An 18837-nucleotide genomic window follows, 5' to 3' on the forward strand; every position below is an offset into this window, starting at 1 on the left:
GGCGTGACGTGCAGGAGCGCGGCGCGTCATCGGCCCAGCACGGCCTTGCACTGGCACTCGGCTCCGCTGCCGCCTTCGGCACCAACATCGTCAGCGCCCAGCTCGCCGGCCATGCCGGACTGAGCGGGCCGCTCATCGTCTTCTACCGTGTCTTCCTGATGCTGGCGCTCGTCGTCGGCGCAGCGCTGATCTGGCGTGCCAGCCTCGCCGTGCCGCGGAAGCATTGGTCGGCGCTCGCTTTGTTCGGCCTCAGCACGGCACTCACCGCCTGCGCCTATCTCTCTTCGGTCGCCTTCCTGCCGATCACGGTGGCGGCCGTCGTGTTTTATACCTTTCCGATCCTGATCGTGCTCGCCGAGCCGTTCCTCACCCCGGCCCGCTTCAGCCTCGACCGGGTGGTGATCGCGCTCGTCGCCTTTCTCGGTGTCGCCATGGTGGTCGGGCCCGACTGGCACGGGCTCGATCCGCGCGGCCTTGCGCTTGCGTTGGCTGCGAGCGTGCTGGCGGCGGTGCAGTTCTTCTCCGCCGCGCGCTGCGCCGAGACCGGAACCATTCCGAAGCTGTTCTGGTCGCATCTCGTCATCCTGCCGGTGACGCTGGCGATCCTCGCCCTCACCGGCTTGTTCCAGCCGCCTTCAGCCCTGCTGCTCGCGCCGGTCGCGGTCGCGATCACCATCGGCGGCTACCTGATCGGCTTCCTGTTCCAGGTGATGGCGCTCGCCCGCGTCGCGCCCGGCCCGGCCGCGCTCGCCTTCTGCGGCGAGCCGGTCTTCGCCGTGGCGATTGCCGCGGTCTTCCTCGGCGAGCGCGTCGGCTCGCTGCAATATGCCGGCGGCGCCCTTGTCGTCGCCGCGATCATCGCCAATGTAATATTGGAACAAAAGCGAGCCCGCCGATTGCCGGCGGTGACCGCGCCCGGAACCTGATCCCCGATGCCCGAGCAGCCCACACGCCCTGCGCCGATCCCACTGACGCTGCTGACCGGCTTCCTCGGCGCCGGCAAGACCACTCTGCTCAACCGCCTGCTCAAAGACCCCGCGCTGGCCGACACGGTCGTGCTGGTCAACGAGTTCGGCGAGATCGGCCTCGACCACCTCTTCGTCGAGGGAATCGAGGACGGCATGATCCTGCTCGCCTCGGGCTGCCTGTGCTGCACCATCCGCGATGACCTGATCGTCACGCTCGAGGATCTGCTGCGCCGGCTCGACAATGGCCGCGTCGCGCCGTTCAGGCGCCTGGTGATCGAGACCACTGGCCTCGCCGACCCCGCGCCGGTCCTCAACGTGCTGATCAACCATCCCTATCTCGCCATGCGCTTCAAGCTCGACGGCGTCGTCACGCTGGTCGACGCAGTCAACGGCATGGCGACGCTCGACGCCCACCCCGAGGCGCTCCGGCAGGCGGTCGCCGCCGACCGGCTGGTGCTGACCAAGACCGACATCGCGACCGACGCAGATGCCGTTGCGGCCCTGCGCAAACGCCTCGGCGAGCTCAATCCGGGCATCGCGATCCTCGCACCCGACGCCCCAGCCGAAGCGATCGTCGGCGCCGGCCTCTACGATATCGCCGAACGCCCGGATGACTTGCGCCGCTGGCTCGCGGCCGAAACGCTGGAGGGACATCATCACGATCACGACCACCACCACGATCATGGCGAGGCCCACGGGCACCACCATCACGGCGGCCACGGCCATCGCCACGACGTCAACCGCCACGACGCCAGCATCCGCGCCTTCACGCTGACGGCGGAGACGCCGATCCGGGAGGCGACCTTCGACCTGTTCTGGACCCTGCTGCGCTCGACCCATGGTGCGAAGCTGCTGCGGCTGAAGGGGCTGGTCGCCCTCGCCGAGCATCCGGAAGGGCCGCTGCTCGTCCACGCCGTCCAGCAGATCCTGCATCCGCCGGTGCTGCTGCCGGCCTGGCCCGATGCCGACCGGCGCTCCCGCCTCGTCCTGATCGTGAAGGATCTGGAAGAGGAGACGGTCGCCCGGCTCTGGTCGGCCTTCCTCGGCCGCTCCGCCCCAGCTCAAACCGAGGCTCATCACCACCATCACGCCTGACTGGCTCAAGCATCGGACCGAAAAAGTGGATTCCGCTTTTCGGGAGAATCCGATGCTCCGACAAAGCCAGATCGCCACTTTGCGTCCGAAAGGACGCGGGGCGATCTGGCCGGCCCACTTCTTGGTTCGCCACGCGCAGACCCCTGCCCCGCCTTGCGCCTACGTGCCGATCCGGCACGGAAGCGCACCGAAGCGGGGCGAGCCGCGAAAGGGCTGCGCCATGCCGAACCTCGCTGCATTCCCGGCTGCGCCGGACGAGACCGCGCCGAGGCAGAATGCCGCCTTCGGCCCGGCTGGCCTCACGATCGAGCGCCGCCCGCTCGCCGCCTGCGCCGCGATCGAGGCCGAATGGCGCGACCTCGCCGGCCGCGCCATCGAGCCGAATCCGTTCTGCGAGCCCGATTTCGCCTTGCCGGCCGCGCAGCATCTCGTCGACTTCCGCGACATCTCGGTACTGCTGCTCTGGGATGGGCCGGCCACATCGCGTCGCCTGCTCGGCTTCGTGCCAGCCCGCCTCCGGCGCAGGCTGCTGGGCCAGGATGAACTGATCGGCTGGAACAATCCCCGGCTCGGCCTTGCCGCGCCGCTGATCGACATCGATCAGGCCGAGCGCGTCGCCGCCGCACTGCTTCACATCCCCGGCCGCTGGGGCCTCGCCAATACGCAAAACCTGCAGCTGAACCGCCTCGACCTCGACGGCCCACTCCTGCACAGCCTCTTGCAGGTTGCCGAGCACACTGGCCACGCCTCCGCACTCGAACCGGCACCGGCGCCGCTGGCCACCGCGGACAGGCCCGATCTCGCCGCTCTCCGCCATGGCCTGTCACGCCATGGCAAGCTCTCCTTCGCCGAATCCGGCTCACGCCAGGAACTGCGCGACATGGTCGAGCTGCATCTGGCGCTGGAAGCCTCGGGCTCTCTGGCGCGCGCCGGAGGCGCCGCGCTTCAGGACATCCGCGAGAGTGCCTTCCTGCGCGCCATGACCCGCAATCTGGCACGCAGCCATCGCTGCCGGGTCGGCCTGCTGAGCCTCGACGACAAGCCGGTCGCCGGCGCGATCCTGATCGGCAAGAGCCCGCGCCTCTGGCTCTATTCGGGCACGCAGGACGAGCGCTTCGCCAGCTTCGCACCGCTGGCCCAGCTCGTCGCCTGGCTCGGCCGGCGCGGCCGCCAGCGCGAGATCGTCGCCGACATGCCGGGCCTCCATATCGTCACGCTGCCGCTGCGCCTCGGCGACATCCGCCTGTCCGCAACCGCGAAGGCTGCGCGCCGCACGACGCCGTTCAACCGGCGTCGCGCAGCAGCCGCCTGATGATCTTGCCGGTGGTGGTCATCGGCAGTTCCTCGCGGAACTCGATCTCGCGCGGATATTCATGCGCCGCGAGCCGCTCGCGCACGAAGCCCTGGATCTCCGCGACGAGTTCCTTCGACGGCGAATAGCCCGCCTTCGGCACGATGAAAGCCCTGACGATCTCGGTGCGCAGCGCGTCGGGCTTGCCGACCACCGCCGCCAGCGCGACCGCCGGATGGCGCAACAGGCAGTCCTCGATCTCGCCCGGCCCGATCCGGTAGCCTGACGAGGTGATGACGTCGTCGTCGCGGCCGACGAAGCGGATATAGCCCTGCGCATCCTGCGAGCCCTGGTCGCCCGTCGTCATCCAGTCGCCGATGAACTTGGCTTCGGTCGCCTCCGGCTTGCGCCAGTAGTGCAGGAACATCACCGGATCGGGCCGGCGCACCGCGATCTGCCCTTCCTCCTCCGGCTCGCAGAGGCTGCCATCGGGCCGGATCACCGCGACCTCATGGCCTGGCACCGCCTTGCCGATGAAGCCCGGCTTGACCACGCCGATCGCAGCGCAGGAGGCAAGCACGAGGTTGCACTCGGTCTGGCCGTAGAATTCGTTGATGGTGAGGCCCAGCTTCTCGCGGCCCCAGGCCAGCGTCTCGGCGCCGAGCGACTCGCCGCCCGAGGCGACCGTGCGCAGCTTGAGGTCGTAGCGCCCGCGCGGATTCTCCACCGCCCGCAGCATGCGCAGCGCCGTCGGCGGGATGAAACAGTTGCGCACCCCGAGATCGGCCATCAGCCGGAAGGCCTCGTCGGGATCGAACTTGGCTGCCGGCCGCGCCACGATCGGCACGCCGTGATGCAGCGCCGGCAGGAGATTGTTGAGCAGGCCGCCGGCCCAGGCCCAGTCCGCCGGCGTCCAGAGCAGGTCGCCCGGCTGCGGCAGGAACTCGTGCGGCATCTCCACGCCAGGCAGATGGCCGAGCATCACCCGGTGGCCATGCAGCGCACCCTTGGCGTTGCCGGTGGTGCCGGAGGTGTAGATCATCAGCGCCGGGTCGTCCGGCCCGCTGTCGACCGGTGTGAAATCCTCGCTTTCAGCCTCGAGCAGGCGCGCGAGCCCTTCGGCCTTTCCATCCGGCCCATCGGCGGAGATCACCAGTTCAAGGTCGGGCAGCTTCTCCTCGATCTGGCCGAGCTTGCCGAGGCCCGCGGCATTGGTCACCAGCGCCTTCGCCCCGCAATCGCGCAGGCGGTAGGACAGCGCATCCGCGCCGAACAGCGCCGCCAGCGGCACGGCGATGGCTCCGAGCTTGTAGGCCGCCATATGGGCGATCGGCACCAGCCGTCCCTGCGGCAGCAGGATCGCGACCCGGTCGCCCTCCCCGACACCGCGCTTGCGTAGCGCATTGGCCAGCCGGTTCGACTGCGCCCGCAACTCACCATAGCTGACCGGCACGACCGACCAGTCCGACTGGATTTCGAGGATTGCGACCTTTGCCGGATCGATCGCCGCCCAGCGATCGCAGCAATCGACGCCGATATTGTAGTGCTCCGGAATCCGCCAGCGGAACGCGGCGCGCAGGCGCTCATAGTCGCGGATATCGGGAAGCATGCGGCAGGCCCAGGATGACGGATCGAGCACGCGCCGGTTGGCGCCCGCTCTTGCAAAAAGCGGCGCACGATAGGCGAAGCCCGAAGCCGCTGTCACCTTGGCCTAAGGTAAGCCGGTCTGCCGTTCAGAACGCCCGCTCGGCCTCCGCCGGTAGGAAGCCCTCGGCGAAGACGTTGCCGGCCTTCGCCTTGTCCTTGAACGAGACTGTCAGCCCGATCTGGTCGAGCCCCTTCTGCCAGCGCACCTGATCGATGCCGCCGAAGCCGTTCGCCTTGACGTTGGGGGTCATCACATAGTGGTCGAGCGCCATCTTCAGACGTTCCAGCTCGATCTCGGGGCGGGCGCCTTCGTTGCGCTGGAGAACACCGGCGATCGCCGCCTCCGGCTCGGCGACGACATCCCGGACGCTGCGCGTGATCGCCCGCAGCAGGCCGCGCACCGCCTGCGGCTTCTCGGCTAACAGCTTCGGCGAGACGATGACGGCGTTGCCGTAGAGCTCGATGCCGTAATCGGCCATCAGCAGCATGACGATGTCGTCGGCCGGCACGCCGCGCGCCTTCAGGTTGATCAGCGCGGTGTGAGCGAAGCCGAAGATCGCGTCGAGCTCGCCCGATGCCAGCATCGGCTCGCGGACGGCGAAACCGATGTTCTCAAGCTTGATCTTGGCGTCATCGATGCCGTTGACCTTCTTGAACACCGACCATTGCGCGAAGGCGCCGTCGGCAGCGGGCGCACCGAGCTTCTTGCCTTCCAGGCTCTTCGGGTCGCTGTTGATGCCGCGGCTCTTGCGCCCAACGATCGCGAAGGGCGGGCGGTCATAGACCATCATCACCGCCTTGAGATCGATCGTCGGCTTCTCGTCGCGGAAACGGATCAGCGAGTTCACATCGCCGAAGCCGGCATCGAAGTCGCCGCTCGCGACCCGCGGAATCGCTTCGCGAGAGCCCGCTCCTGGCTCGATCGTGACATCGAGCCCCTCGTCGCGGAAATAGCCCTTGTCCAGGGCGGTGAGGAACAGCGCCGCCGGCCCCTCGAAGCGCCAGTCGAGCGTGAAGCGTAACGGGATCGAAGCGGCTGCAACGGGCGCATTGTGCAGCCCGGCCCAGGCGACAAGACCGGTTCCTGCGAGGAAACGCCCGAACCCGCGCCGGGAGATCGGCGCGCCAAGCAGGGGCATGGCAACGGACATGGCAAACTCCGGAGCGACCATAGCCGACACGGACGCAAATGCCTCTCCGACAGGGCTCACGGAGCACCATACCGGAGACGCAACGCAACCAAGACCTCCCTAGCGGGCAGGTCAAGCGCCAACAGGGCGAGAACGCGGCGAAATCGCGGAAATGGTTACGTTTTTCTGCGGCAGTGCTGCAAGAGTCACAAGGGCAGCGCCCCGTCGGTCTTGACCTCCTCCATCACCGCATAGGTCCGCGTCTCGCGGACGGCCGGCAGCGCCAGCAGCACCTCGCCGAGGAAACGGCGATAGGCGTTCATGTCGGCGACGCGGGTCTTGACCAGATAGTCGAAGCCGCCGGCGACCATATGGCATTCCAGCACCTCGGGAGCCCGCTTCACCGCTGCGGCGAAGCGCTCGAATGCATCGGGCGTCGTCTTGTCGAGATAGACCTCGACGAAGACCAAGAGATGCAGGCCAAGCTTCACCGGATCGAGCGTGGCGCGATAGCCGGTAATGAAGCCCTCGCGCGCCAGCCGCTTCAACCGCTCGCCGGTCGCAGTCGGCGACAGGCCGACCTTCTCGGCCAGCTCGACACCCGCCGCGCGGCCATCGTTCTGGAGCAGAGCGAGCAGGCGTCGGTCGGTTCGATCAAGAACCGGATTATTCTCAGCCATATGAAATTCCTACGAGATAAATCACTATATATTCGCTGAAATCTCCATTGATATCCAGCCTGCTTGCGATGATCCTGCAGATCATCCCGCCGCCGAGACCCGGAGCCCGTTTCATGGCCGCCCCTGCGCCCGTCTTCCACGCCCCCTATGCCGAGGACGATGCCGCGATCGCCGGGCGTCTGCTCTCCGGCGGCCGCCGCGATCCCCTGGCCAAGGCCAGGATCGACGCTCGCGCCACCGCGCTGGTCGACGCGATCCGCACCCGCAAGGTTGGTCTGGGCGGCATCGAGGAATTGCTGCGTGAGTATTCGCTCTCGACCAAGGAAGGTCTGGCGCTGATGGTGCTGGCCGAAGCGCTGCTGCGCGTGCCGGACGCCGCCACCGCTGACCGGCTGATCGAGGACAAGCTCGGCCAGGGCGACTTCGCCCATCACGAATCCAAGTCGGACGCCTTCCTGATCTCGGCCTCGTCCTGGGCGCTCGGCATCACCGCCCGCATCATCCAGCCGGGCGAGACCCCGACCAGCATCATCGGCAACCTCTCCAAGCGCCTCGGCCTGCCCGCCGTGCGCACCGCGACGCGCCAGGCCATGCGCGTCATGGGCAACCATTTCGTTCTCGGCCAGACCATCGAGGAGGCGCTGAAGCGCGCTCGCTCCGGCTCAGGCAAGCTCTACCGCTACTCCTTCGACATGCTCGGCGAAGGCGCCCGCACGCAAGGAGATGCCGACCGCTACTACGCGTCCTACGCCGATGCGATCGACGCCATCGGCCGCTCCGCCGGCAACGATCGCCTGCCGAACCGTCCGGGCATCTCGGTCAAGCTCTCGGCGCTGCATCCGCGCTATGAGGCGACCAATCGCGAGCGCGTGCTCGCCGAGCTCACCCCGAAGGTGATCGAGCTCGCCCGCCAGGCCAAAAAATACGACCTCAACTTCACCGTCGACGCCGAAGAGGCCGACCGGCTCGAACTCTCGCTCGACGTCATCGCCGCGGTGATGGCCGATGCTTCGCTCGCCGGCTGGGACGGTTTCGGCCTCGCCATCCAGGCCTATCAGAAGCGCGCCTCGGCGGTGATCGCCCACATCGCCGCTCTCGCCGAAACCTATGACCGCCGCCTGATGGTCCGCCTGGTCAAGGGCGCCTATTGGGACACCGAGCTGAAGCGCGCCCAGGAGCGCGGCCTGCCCGACTATCCGGTCTTCACCCGCAAGGCGATGACCGACCTGAACTACGAGGCCTGCGCCAAGCAGCTCCTTAGCCTTCGCCCGCGCATCATTCCCCAGTTCGCCACCCACAACGCGCTCACCGTCGCGACCGTCGCCGAGCTTGCCGGCGACGCCGAGAATTTCGAGTTCCAGCGCCTGCACGGCATGGGCGAGGCGCTCTATGAGCGCCTGCTGCAGTCGGATGCCGGCTTCGCCTGCCGCACCTATGCGCCGGTCGGCGGCCATCAGGACCTGCTCGCCTATCTCGTCCGCCGCCTGCTCGAGAACGGCGCCAACTCCTCCTTCGTCTCGGTCTCCGGCGATCCCGACATACCCGTCGCGACGCTTCTGGTGCCGCCGGCCGACATCATCGGCTCGCCCAGCGCCGCCCGCCATCGCCGCATCCCGCTGCCGGCCGAGCTCTTCGGCACTTCGCGCCGCAACTCCGCCGGCGTCGAGCTCGGCGATGCGCAGAGCCTCTCCGCCCTCCTCGCCGAGGTCCACGCCGCCGCGGCCAAGCCCGTGCCCGAGGCAGTTCCTCTGATCGACGGCAAGCCCGGTACCGGCACCGCCCGCGACGTGCTTTCGCCGATCGACGGCAAGCCGGTCGGCCGCGTCACCGAGGGCGATGCCGCCAGCGCCGAGAAGGCGATGGCCGCCGCCAAGGCCGGCTTCCACGCCTGGAACGCGACACCCGCCCGCAACCGCGCCGCGTCCTTGCGCCAGGCCGCCGATTTGATGGAAGCGCGCCGCGGCCCGATCCTGGCGCTGCTCCAGTCCGAGGCCGGCAAGACGCTGGACGACGCCATCGCGGAACTCCGCGAAGCCGTCGACTTCCTGCGCTACTACGCCGCCGAAGCCGAGGCCAAGTTCGCCGTGCCGAGCGCGCTTCCCGGCCCGACAGGCGAGGACAACCGCCTGATCCTGCGCGGCCGTGGGCCCTTCGTCTGCATCGCGCCGTGGAACTTCCCGCTGGCGATCTTCACCGGCCAGGTCGCCGCCGCGCTGGTCGCCGGCAACAGCGTCGTCGCCAAGCCGGCGCCGCAGACCCCGCTGATCGCCGCGCTCGCCGTGCGCCTCCTGCACGAGGCCGGCATCCCGAAGACTGCGCTGCACTTCGCCCCCGGCGACGGCAAGCTCGGCGCGGCGCTGGTCGCGCACAGGGATGTCGCCGGCGTCGCCTTCACCGGCTCGACAGCGACCGCCCGCGCCATCAACCGGGCGCTCGCCGCCAAGGACGGCCCGATCGTCCCGCTGATCGCCGAGACCGGCGGCCTCAACGCCATGATCGTCGACGCGACCGCGCTGGCCGAGCAGGTCGCCGACGACGTCGTCCTCTCCGCCTTCCGCTCGGCCGGCCAACGCTGCTCGGCTTTGCGCCTGCTCGTCGTGCAGGAGGACGTCGCCGACAAGATGGTCGAGATGATCGAAGGCGCCGCCCGCGAGCTCACCCTCGGTGACCCCCGCGCGATCGAGACCCATGTCGGCCCGGTGATCGACGCTGCCGCCAAGGAGCGCCTCGACGCCCATATCGCCGCGATGCGCTCAGCCGGCCGCGTGACCTATGCCGGCAAGACGCCGGCGCTGCCCGGCACCTTCATCGCCCCGCACATCATCAGGCTCGACAAGGTCGCGGATCTTGCCGCCGAGCATTTCGGCCCGGTGCTGCACGTCGTGCGCTGGAAGGCGGGCCAGCTCGACAAGGTGCTCGCCGAGATCGAGGCGACCGGCTACGGCCTGACCTTCGGCCTGCATTCGCGCATCGAGGCCACGGTCGAGCTGGTCGTCGACCGGCTCTCGACCGGCAACATCTATGTCAACCGCAACATGATCGGCGCGGTCGTCGGCGTGCAGCCCTTCGGCGGCCATGGCCTGTCCGGCACCGGCCCCAAGGCCGGCGGCCCGAACTACCTGCCCCGCTTCGCCACCGAGCAGACGGTGACGATCAACACCGCGGCGGCCGGCGGCAACGCCAGCCTGATCGCGATGGGGGAGTGAGAGACAGCGCCCTTCTCCAGCCCAGCGCGGGAGCTCTCCCCCCTTGTGGGGGAGGGTTGGGAGGGGGGTGACCGGGTGAGCGTCGGATCGCCTGCGATCAGCCGTGCGGCTGACTTACCCCCCTCTCCAACTCTCCCCCACAAGGGGGGGAGAGGGCGCGTCGCGCTTCCCTTGCTTACCCCGCTGCCCTTGCTGCCGCCTGCTTCAGCCGCGCCAGCGCTTCCTCGGCCCCGGCCTTGACCGCCGGATCGGTCACCTGCCCCTCGGCCGCGACGCGCTCGGCCAGAGCCGCGACGCTGAAGTCGCCGCCGCCGGCCGCGAGCTTCAGCACGGCATTGGCGAGCACGTTCGGCCAATAGGCCGCGCCGCCCTTGGCCAGTCCCTTGGCTTTGCGGCCCTCGAATTCCTTGGTGAGCTGTTCGGGGGTTTTTCTGGCCATGGCGTCGGGCTTTCGGTGAATCGCTGTTGAACGCGAGCTTATAGCAGCAAGGCCGGAAAGGGCGCGCGAACCTCGACCCATCCTTCTCCCGCATCGAAGTCGGGTCTACCCGACTTCGATCACTCTGAGTGCTGATCTCGGGTAAACCCGAGATCAGCGGAGAAGGTGGCGCGGAGCGCCGGATGAGGGCCTGCCCTTGCCGCAGAAGGCGCAACGGCTCCGTTGCATTTAAGCGATCGGCGGCAGGCTCTCATCCCTGCCCTTCTCCCACACGGGAGAGGGGTTCCCCGCGCTTGTCCTTTTGCCGCTCACCCCGGGGGCATCCCGACCGCCTCGATCCGCCCCTCATGCCACGCGACCCGCCGCTCAGCCTCCTCCCAGGCCGCGTCGGCGGAGAGGCCGGCAAGGCGCAGGCCGAGCGCTTCCTTCAGGGTGGCGCGCTCCTTGTCGCTGAAGCAGGTCCGCAGGAAGGTGTGAGCGCAATGCTCGCCGCCCGGCCCGACGCAGGCCTGCGCCCGCCGGCAGTCCGGCAGGGTGCAGAGATAGCGCCAGCATTCCAGCTGCGTCGCCACGCTGCGCAGCAGGATCGGCCGCTCGCGCTGGAAACGCTCGAACTCCTCTTTGGTCGCGCCGCGATGGTCGGGATTGCGGGGCATGGAGTGCTCCTTTCCTGAGGTCTGTGTCCGAAGGCGAAGGAGCGCGGGAGCCCTCCCCCCTTTGTGGGGGAGGGTTGGGAGGGGGGTGACTGGGTGAGCGTTGAATCGCCAGCGATCAACCTCACGGCTGACTTACCCCCCTCTCCAGCTCTCCCCCACAAGGGGGGAGAGGGCGCGTCAGCGCTTCCCGCGCCCAAGCGTCGTCCCCGCCCGCAGGCTGCTCCTGCGGGCGTTGTCGTATCTGAGGGGCAGCGGAGCGCCGCGAGGCGCTGGTTTGGTGATCCGCTTCCGTTGAGCCAGGAAGCGGCGCGGATGGATTGAGCCACCATCCGCACGCCCCGTGGCGCTCCGCCAGGCGGCGATTTGAAAGCTCCGGGCCGCGCTTCTGTCGTGCCGGCATATGCAGCCGGCGCGGTCTAGCGAGCTCCTCGCGCAGGGATCGTAGTGTCCCCAGGTCGGTTCCCGAAGCCTCCCGGGAGCAAGGCGCAACCCTCGCCCGCAGGCGCCGCACCCACCCCACCAACAGACATGCCTCCGGTCGGCCGCCCCTCGGGGATGGGATGGTTCCGATCATACGGAAGGTTGGGAGGGCGGGGATAAGTTTGCGGGCTATCCCCATCGAGCACCGGAACCTCAACGTAGAACCCCTCTCCCGGATGGGAGAGGGGCAGGGGTGAGGGACCGCCGCTTATCATTGGAGCGCAACGGCGCCGCTGCGCCTTCTGCGGATAGAGCAGGCCCTCATCCCTGCCCTTCTCCCACACGGGAGAAGGGTTCCCCGCGCCCTTCCGTCATGGTCGGGCTTGTCCCGACCATCCACGTCTTTGCATAAGGCCCAAACAAAAATGCGAGTCCGCTCAGTGACTTATATAAGTATATGATTCTAATTGATTTTCTCTTCGCAAAAGATAGAATCAGCTTGGGATTCCGATATCGGGCTGTGGACGATTCGATCCATGGCGTCTGATGGGACGCTCAGCAATTTGAAGCTGGGCTAGCCGCCCCCGGATTAGACGGTGTTGGGTCCCACCATTGTCGTGGGTAGCCGAAGTACTCGAATATTTCTTTTTGCTCTGGCAGTAAGTTTGCCATCTTGAAGGACGGCATCAGCTTGAGCCCGTATCCTGAATAGGTGCGGAATCCCTCATCATCAAGAATGGAAGCCACCCTCGGTTTGAGTGCCTTGGCAAAACGCGGATCACAAGCTCCAGTATCGAATTTATCACAAGCCTTGAAGAATGCACTTGCTGCAATGTCAGCAAGTTGAAGCCCACCGCGCTCGAAAGACGGGGCGATCTCCACCAACTCACGAGACATAACGCTCCAACGTAAATCACCGAGCGGCAAGAATAGATTTCCAGCACTCGATTTCATTCTTAACCAGTCAAAATAGGTCTTCATCTGAGAATAAGAAAGACCACCACGATTGCTAAAAACCAATTTTAGCTTCTCGGGCGTTTGGAAATCGTGAATCGAACGCTCCTCAACCCAATGAGTCACACGCTCCAATAAAATTCGTGTCAACCAGCAGTAAAACCAGTTTGTATCAAGGGATCTCAATTCCGCAAATTTGTTCCTCCAGCCCTTCATATTCTTCTTGTTAGATGCAACAATAAATATGCGACATGGAAATTTGGCCAGAAGTTCGCATGAATGGAGCCTCTTAGCTTCGTTCATTTTAGCGAAATGAAGCTGGTTTGATTGGAAATTTTTGAACTGGGCCGCAATCTCGCGCACTAGAGTATCACAGCCGGCCTCGTTTTGTGCTCGGACAACAATGGCTGAAACAATCAGCCATTCGCTAGAGCCATTCTCGTCCACCGGCTTAACGCGCTTTAGGCCGGGATCACCCGACTCATCAATGTACGCTACGTAGCGATAAGGCGACATCGACTCGGAAGAATTCATGATCGCTAAGTACTAAATCCATCTCGAAAAGTACATGGCTATGCCAATTGCTTCTGAAGGCACAATGCCCGTATCCGCTTGACTCCCCCCGCCCCTCCATCCTACGCCCATCGACGGGACACGCCGCCCCAACGCGGCGCGCCCATCTGTAAGGATGGAGACATCGATGGCGAATACGATTCCGGCAGCGCGCCCGCGCGTGCCGCATTTCTCGTCCGGCCCCTGCGCCAAGCGCCCCGGCTGGAACCTCAAGGCTCTCAGTGACGCGGCGCTCGGCCGCTCGCACCGCGCCAAGATCGGCAAGGACAAGCTGAAACTCGCGATCGACCTGACGCGCGAGGTGCTGCAGGTCCCGGCTGATTACCGCATCGGCATCGTGCCCGCCTCCGACACCGGCGCCATGGAAATGGCGATGTGGTCGCTGTTGGGCGCCCGGGGCGTCGACATGGTCGCCTGGGAGAGCTTTGGCGAAGGCTGGGTCACCGATGTCGCCAAGCAGCTCAAGCTGGCGGATGTGCGCACCTTCACCGCCCCTTATGGCGAACTGCCGAACCTGAAGAAGGTCGACACGAAGAACCGCGACGTCGTCTTCACCTGGAACGGCACCACCTCGGGCGTGCGCGTCGCCGATGCGAGCTGGATCGCTGATGACCGCGAGGGGCTGACGATCTGCGACGCCACCTCGGCCGCCTTCGCCCAGCGCCTCGACTGGCCAAAGCTCGATGTCGTCACCTTCTCCTGGCAGAAGGTGCTCGGCGGCGAGGCCGCGCATGGCATGATCGTGCTCTCGCCCCGCGCGGTCGAGCGGCTCACGACCTACAAGCCGGCCTGGCCGCTGCCGAAGATTTTCCGCATGACCTCGGGCGGCAAGCTCTCCGAGGGCATCTTCGCCGGCGAGACGATCAACACGCCGTCCATGCTCGCGGTCGAGGATTACCTCGATGCGCTGGCCTGGGCCAAGAAGGTCGGCGGCCTCGACGGGCTGGTGAAGCGCGCCGACGGCAATGCCCGCGTCATCGCCAAGTTCGTGCGCGAGAACGACTGGATCGACTTCCTCGCGGTCAAGCCGAAGACGCGCTCGAACACCTCGGTGTGTCTCAAGTTCACCGACCCGGCGGTGACGGCGCTGCCGGCCGAGGCTCAGGCGGCTTTCGCCAAGCAGGTCGTCTCGATCATCGAGAAGGCCGGCGCCGGCTACGATCTCGGCCATTACCGCGACGCCCCTCCCGGCCTGCGCATCTGGTGCGGCGCGACCGTGCAGAGCCGCGATCTCAAGGCGCTGCTGCCGTGGATCGCGTATGCGTTCGCGGAAGCGAAGGCGGGGTTGAAGAAGGCGGCCTGAGGCGCTTTGCCCTGTCATTCCGGGGCGCGGGCTTTCGCCCGCGAACCCGGAACCCACGACCGGGCGAGCCCTTCCAACCGCTTCAACCAGAACCGCAGCATTGCACCCCGTCATGGGTTCCGGGTTCGGCTTCGCCGCCCCGGAATGACTGGCGGGGCGCCCTCCCCCTTCCCAGCGCCGAAACGCTCCTCGTGCAGCGCGGCGCAGCCGGAGCCATCACATGCCCGCACCCAAAGTCCTGATTTCCGACGCCCTCTCCCCCGCCGCCGTCCAGATTTTCAAGGATCGCGGCATTGACGTGACCTTCGATCCCAATCTCGGCAAGGACAAGGACAAGCTCGCCGCGATCATCGGCGACTATGACGGCCTCGCCATCCGCTCGGCGACCAAGGCCACTGCCAAGCTGCTGGAGCAGGCGACGAAGCTGAAGGTGATCGGCCGCGCCGGCATCGGCGTCGACAATGTCGAGATCCCGGCCGCCACCAGCCGCGGCGTGATCGTGATGAACACGCCCTTCGGCAACTCGATCACCACCGCCGAGCACGCCATCGCGATGATGTTCGCGCTCGCCCGGCAGATCCCGTCGGCGGATGCGTCCACCCAGGCCGGCAAGTGGGAGAAGAACCGCTTCATGGGCGTCGAGATCACGGCCAAGACGCTCGGCCTGATCGGCTGCGGCAATATCGGCTCGATCGTCGCCGAGCGCGCCATCGGCCTGCGCATGCGCGTCATCGCCTTCGACCCCTATCTCTCGCCGGAGCGGGCGGTGCAGCTGGGCGTCGAGAAGGTCGAGCTCGACGAGCTGCTGAAGCGCGCCGACTTCATCACCCTGCACGTGCCGATGACCGAGAAGACCAAGAACATCCTCTCGGCCGAGAACCTCGCCAAGACGAAGAAGGGCGTGCGCATCGTCAACTGCGCCCGCGGCGGGCTGGTCGACGAGGCCGCGCTGGCGGAGCTGATCAAGTCCGGCCATGTCGCCGGCGCCGCCTTCGACGTGTTCTCGCAGGAGCCGGCGGAGACGAACCCGCTATTCGGCCTCGACAACGTCGTCTGCACGCCGCATCTCGGCGCAAGCACCAATGAGGCGCAGGAGAATGTCGCCTTGCAGGTCGCCGAGCAGATGAGCGACTACCTGCTCAAGGGCGCGATCACCAATGCGGTGAACTTCCCGTCGATCTCGGCGGAAGAGGCGCCGCGGATCAAGCCCTTCGTCGATCTCGCCGAAAAACTCGGCTCCTTCCTCGGCCAGCTCACCGAAGCGCCGGTCAAGGGCATCCGCATCGAATACGAAGGCGCGGTCGCGAGCCTGAACCTCAAGGCGATCTCGGCGGCGGCGATCACCGGCGTGCTGCGCCCCTTCCTGCCGGAGATCAACATGGTCAACTCGGCTATGGTGGCGAAGGAGAAGGGCATCGTCGTCGAGGAGCTGACCCGCGAGGTCGCCGGCAATCTCGAAAGCGTCATCCGCATCGTCGTCGAAGCCGAGGACATGCCGCGCCATGCCTCGGGCACGGTCTTCCATGACGGCAAGCCGCGCATCATCGAGATCCGCGACATCCAGGTCGACGCCGAGTTCGCGCCGCACATGCTCTATGTCCGCAACGCCGACAAGCCGGGCTTCATCGGCGCCTTCGGCTCGCTGCTGGGCGAAGCGGGCGTCAACGTCGCGACCTTCAATCTCGGCCGCGACAAGCCGGGCGGCGACGCGATCTGCTATGTCGCCGTCGACGAGCCGGTCTCGGACGAGCTGCTGGCGAAGATCCACGAGATCCCGATGGTCAAGCGGGCGCGCCGGCTGAAGTTCTGAAGATCACCCGGCTGATCTTGGACGCTGACGGACATCCGAAAAGGGGCGCCATCCAGGCTAAGCGTGGACTGGCGCTCCTAGGCTACGCGATGCTGGCGCTCGGCCTGCCCCTGGCACTGATCGCCGCATCGCTTCCGGCCAACGAATACCGGGATGCGCTCGGCATCGACGCGCTGGACTGCGACGGTCCCGCCACCGTCTTCATCCTTGCCGTCCCGGCCCTGCTGATCTTCGGGAGCGGCCTCGTCATCAACGGCATGGCCTGGCGCAAGCGCTGGCGCCTTGTGCTGGCCTTGGCCTGCGCCGTCATCTGCGCCGCGTTGATCGCGAATCTGACCCGCGCAATCGTCGAGGACCGCGAGCAGGCGATGGCTTGCGGGTCGAGATAGCGAGACCGCCTCGCCGAGGCAGTCCGAGCGTCAAACGCTCGCCGCAATCACCCTCCCCTGTGGCGGCCCGACACAGGGGATTTTTTATGCCGACCCGCCTTGCCTTTGCCGCCGCCCTCGCGTGCCTCGCCGCTTCCCCCGCCTTCGCTGACTGGGACAAGGCCAAACTCGACAGCGGCATCCGGACGATCGAGCAGAGCACGAAGGGCCGCATCGGCGTCGGCCTGATCGACCTGAAGGACCGCAAGAGCTGGTCTTATCGCGGGACCGAGCCCTTCCCGCTGCAGAGCGTGTTCAAGCTGCCGCTCGCCATCGGCGTGCTGCAGGCGGTCGAGGCCGGCAAATTCAAACTCGACCAGCCGATTACCGTAACCCGCAACGATCTCTCGCTCTATCACAGCCCGCTCGCCAAGGCCTTCAAGGGCGAGCGCAACGACTATCCGCTGCGCGAGCTCCTGACACGCTCGACCGCCGAGAGCGACAACACCGCAGCCGACCTCTTGCTGCGCCTGATCGGTGGCCCGCAGGCGCTGACGGCCGTGCTCAAGAATGGCGGCATCACCGGCATCTCGGTCGACCGCTATGAGCGCGTCTTCCAGCCGGAGATTTTGGGCCTGCCCGGCTATGGCTGGAACGAGGCGATCGACACTGCGAAGTTCTATAAGGCGATCCAGGCGATCCCCGCCGCCGAGCGCAGGAAGCGCCTCGCGGCGACGCTGACCGACAAGCGCGACGCCGCGTCCCCCGAGGCTTCGATCGCCTTCCTCGAAGGCCTCGCCAAGGGCAACTGGCTGCGCGAGCCCGCCCATGCCGCTCTGCTCGACAAGATCATGCTGGAAGCCAAGACCGGCCCGAACCGGATCAGGGCCGGCCTGCCGAAAGGCGCGCGCTTCGCCCACAAGACCGGCCTCGGACCGAGCGCCGACGGGCTCAACCACGCCACCAACGATATCGGTATCGTCACCCTGCCGGATGGGCGCCGTTTCGCCATCGCGGTCTACCTCGCCGGCGCGCAAGTCGGCGAGAAGGAGCGCGAGGCGGCCCATGCCGCGGTCGCGAAGCTAGCGGTAGAAAGTCTGCGCTAGGCCACCAACCGGACGGCTGCCCGGCGGAAGCTCCTGTCGCCACACGGGAAAGTTGCGTTGACAAATGGGGGGCAAACCCCCATTTGTAATGCTCGATCTAGGCCGAACGAATTGGCCCGCGCTGTTTTTGCGCACCGCTGACGACCTTCCTGCTCAAATCGAAAACATGCGTGGTATGCGGCTGCGTGTGAGTTACCAACCGCAAGAAGGAATATGACTATGGCCAACGGTACAGTGAAATGGTTCAACGGCACCAAGGGCTTCGGCTTCATCCAGCCGGATGATGGCGGCCAGGACGTGTTCGTCCACATCAGCGCCGTCGAGCGCGCCGGCCTGCGCGATCTGCGCGACGGCCAGAAGATCTCGTACGAGCTCGTCCAGGACAAGCGCTCGGGCAAGATGTCGGCCGACAACCTGCGCGCCGAGTGAGCTGACGCGCTGTCCAGCGTGAGAGACCAGCGGCAGGCGACCATGGATGTACTGGCGCCAGGCCCACTCCACGCGGGGTAGCTCAGGAAGGGTCGGGATCTACCCGGCCCTTTTTTGTTTTCAAGAGATGTTCGGCCGAGGCGTTTCGACCAGACGTCTCGACCAAGTGCTTTCACAAGAAGGAAGTCCGAATGCAGGTTCTCGTCCGCGACAACAATGTCGACCAGGCGTTGCGCGTCCTGAAAAAGAAGATGCAGCGCGAAGGCGTGTTTCGCGAGATGAAGCGGCGCTCGGCCTATGAGAAGCCGTCCGAAAAGCGCGTTCGCGAGAAGGCCGACGCGATCCGCCGTGCCCGCAAGCTCGCCCGCAAGCAGGCGCAGCGCGAAGGCCTGCTCCCCGCCCCCAAGCCGAAGCCGCGTCCGGCCCGGCCGCCGCGTCCGGCAGCCGTCGCGTCCTGATCCTGATCAGAGGAGCCGCTGCCATGGCAACGAAAGGACTGACCGCCGAGCAGGCCAAGCTTCGCGCGGAACGGAATTTCGCCAAGACCGAGCAGCGGCGACAGGAAGCTGAGAACGCCATGGAGGCGGTTCAGGCTGAGCGGCGGGCCGTCGCCGAGAAGACCGCGAGGCTGCGCGCGTTGCGCCTAGCCAAAGAGGCGGCGGACGCACAGACCGCCGCCGAGCTATCGGCGGCGAAACCAGCGGCAGCGAAGAAACCTGCCGCCCGTCGCACGGTCGGGAAATCCAGCGTCGCGCGCTGACC

General features: G+C 66.6%; 17 protein-coding genes. 11 read left to right on the forward strand and 6 right to left on the reverse strand.

The features are described 5' to 3' along the window. Positions 1-8: 8 nt before the first annotated feature. From VGV58_RS18960 to VGV58_RS18970, 3 genes are all read left to right on the forward strand, one after another. Complete coding sequence (locus VGV58_RS18960; protein WP_326875583.1) at positions 9-926, forward strand: DMT family transporter; 918 nt, start codon at positions 9-11, stop codon at positions 924-926. 6 nt (positions 927-932) lie between these two features. After that, on the forward strand, positions 933-2063 hold the full coding sequence (locus tag VGV58_RS18965; RefSeq protein WP_326875584.1) for a CobW family GTP-binding protein: 1131 nt from the start codon (positions 933-935) through the stop codon (positions 2061-2063). 220 nt (positions 2064-2283) lie between these two features. Beyond that, positions 2284-3375: a GNAT family N-acetyltransferase gene (locus tag VGV58_RS18970; RefSeq protein WP_326875585.1), complete on the forward strand. Its 1092-nt coding sequence runs from the start codon at positions 2284-2286 to the stop codon at positions 3373-3375. On the opposite strand, the gene VGV58_RS18975 is transcribed toward VGV58_RS18970, so the two are convergent. The 3 genes from VGV58_RS18975 to VGV58_RS18985 form a co-directional block, all read right to left on the reverse strand. Next, positions 3347-4963, reverse strand: coding sequence for an acyl-CoA synthetase (locus VGV58_RS18975; RefSeq protein WP_326875586.1), 1617 nt, complete (start codon positions 4961-4963; stop codon positions 3347-3349). The genes VGV58_RS18970 and VGV58_RS18975 overlap by 29 nt on opposite strands. A gap of 124 nt (positions 4964-5087) precedes the next feature. Then, on the reverse strand, positions 5088-6152 hold the full coding sequence (locus VGV58_RS18980; RefSeq protein ID WP_326875587.1) for an ABC transporter substrate-binding protein: 1065 nt from the start codon (positions 6150-6152) through the stop codon (positions 5088-5090). A 185-nt stretch (positions 6153-6337) separates the two neighbouring features. Then, positions 6338-6811, reverse strand: coding sequence for an Lrp/AsnC ligand binding domain-containing protein (locus VGV58_RS18985; protein ID WP_152012054.1), 474 nt, complete (start codon positions 6809-6811; stop codon positions 6338-6340). Positions 6812-6924: 113 nt separating this feature from the next. Between VGV58_RS18985 and putA the strand changes: the two genes are divergently transcribed. Then, positions 6925-10017 (forward strand): bifunctional proline dehydrogenase/L-glutamate gamma-semialdehyde dehydrogenase PutA, encoded by a 3093-nt coding sequence (putA, locus tag VGV58_RS18990; RefSeq protein ID WP_326875591.1) that lies wholly within the window; start codon positions 6925-6927, stop codon positions 10015-10017. Positions 10018-10192: 175 nt separating this feature from the next. On the opposite strand, the gene VGV58_RS18995 is transcribed toward putA, so the two are convergent. The 3 genes from VGV58_RS18995 to VGV58_RS19005 form a co-directional block, all read right to left on the reverse strand. Further along, on the reverse strand, positions 10193-10456 hold the full coding sequence (locus VGV58_RS18995) for a hypothetical protein (RefSeq protein ID WP_326875592.1): 264 nt from the start codon (positions 10454-10456) through the stop codon (positions 10193-10195). Between the two features lie 308 nt (positions 10457-10764). Then, positions 10765-11112, reverse strand: a complete 348-nt coding sequence (locus tag VGV58_RS19000) for a hypothetical protein (protein ID WP_326875594.1) — start codon at positions 11110-11112, stop codon at positions 10765-10767. 975 nt (positions 11113-12087) lie between these two features. Continuing rightward, positions 12088-13002 (reverse strand): DUF3800 domain-containing protein, encoded by a 915-nt coding sequence (locus VGV58_RS19005; protein WP_326875595.1) that lies wholly within the window; start codon positions 13000-13002, stop codon positions 12088-12090. Positions 13003-13186: 184 nt separating this feature from the next. Here VGV58_RS19005 and VGV58_RS19010 point away from each other — a divergent pair, with 184 nt between their 5' ends. From VGV58_RS19010 to VGV58_RS19040, 7 genes are all read left to right on the forward strand, one after another. Next, positions 13187-14362: a phosphoserine transaminase gene (locus tag VGV58_RS19010; RefSeq protein ID WP_326875596.1), complete on the forward strand. Its 1176-nt coding sequence runs from the start codon at positions 13187-13189 to the stop codon at positions 14360-14362. 220 nt (positions 14363-14582) lie between these two features. Then, complete coding sequence (serA, locus tag VGV58_RS19015; RefSeq protein WP_326875597.1) at positions 14583-16172, forward strand: phosphoglycerate dehydrogenase; 1590 nt, start codon at positions 14583-14585, stop codon at positions 16170-16172. Positions 16173-16261: 89 nt separating this feature from the next. Beyond that, entirely contained in the window at positions 16262-16561 is a 300-nt protein-coding gene (locus VGV58_RS19020; protein ID WP_326875598.1) for a hypothetical protein, read from the forward strand. An 86-nt stretch (positions 16562-16647) separates the two neighbouring features. Further along, positions 16648-17646, forward strand: coding sequence for a class A beta-lactamase (bla, locus tag VGV58_RS19025; RefSeq protein WP_326875599.1), 999 nt, complete (start codon positions 16648-16650; stop codon positions 17644-17646). Between the two features lie 219 nt (positions 17647-17865). Then, positions 17866-18075, forward strand: a complete 210-nt coding sequence (locus VGV58_RS19030; protein ID WP_091836184.1) for a cold-shock protein — start codon at positions 17866-17868, stop codon at positions 18073-18075. Positions 18076-18266: 191 nt separating this feature from the next. Beyond that, positions 18267-18533, forward strand: a complete 267-nt coding sequence (gene rpsU, locus VGV58_RS19035) for a 30S ribosomal protein S21 (protein ID WP_152012046.1) — start codon at positions 18267-18269, stop codon at positions 18531-18533. Between the two features lie 23 nt (positions 18534-18556). Next, a complete protein-coding gene (locus tag VGV58_RS19040; RefSeq protein WP_326875600.1) occupies positions 18557-18835 on the forward strand; it encodes a hypothetical protein in 279 nt (92 codons plus the stop codon). Positions 18836-18837: the final 2 nt, after the last annotated feature.

The organism is Allobosea sp. (assembly GCF_035944895.1).
In the GTDB taxonomy this organism is placed as follows: domain Bacteria; phylum Pseudomonadota; class Alphaproteobacteria; order Rhizobiales; family Beijerinckiaceae; genus Allobosea.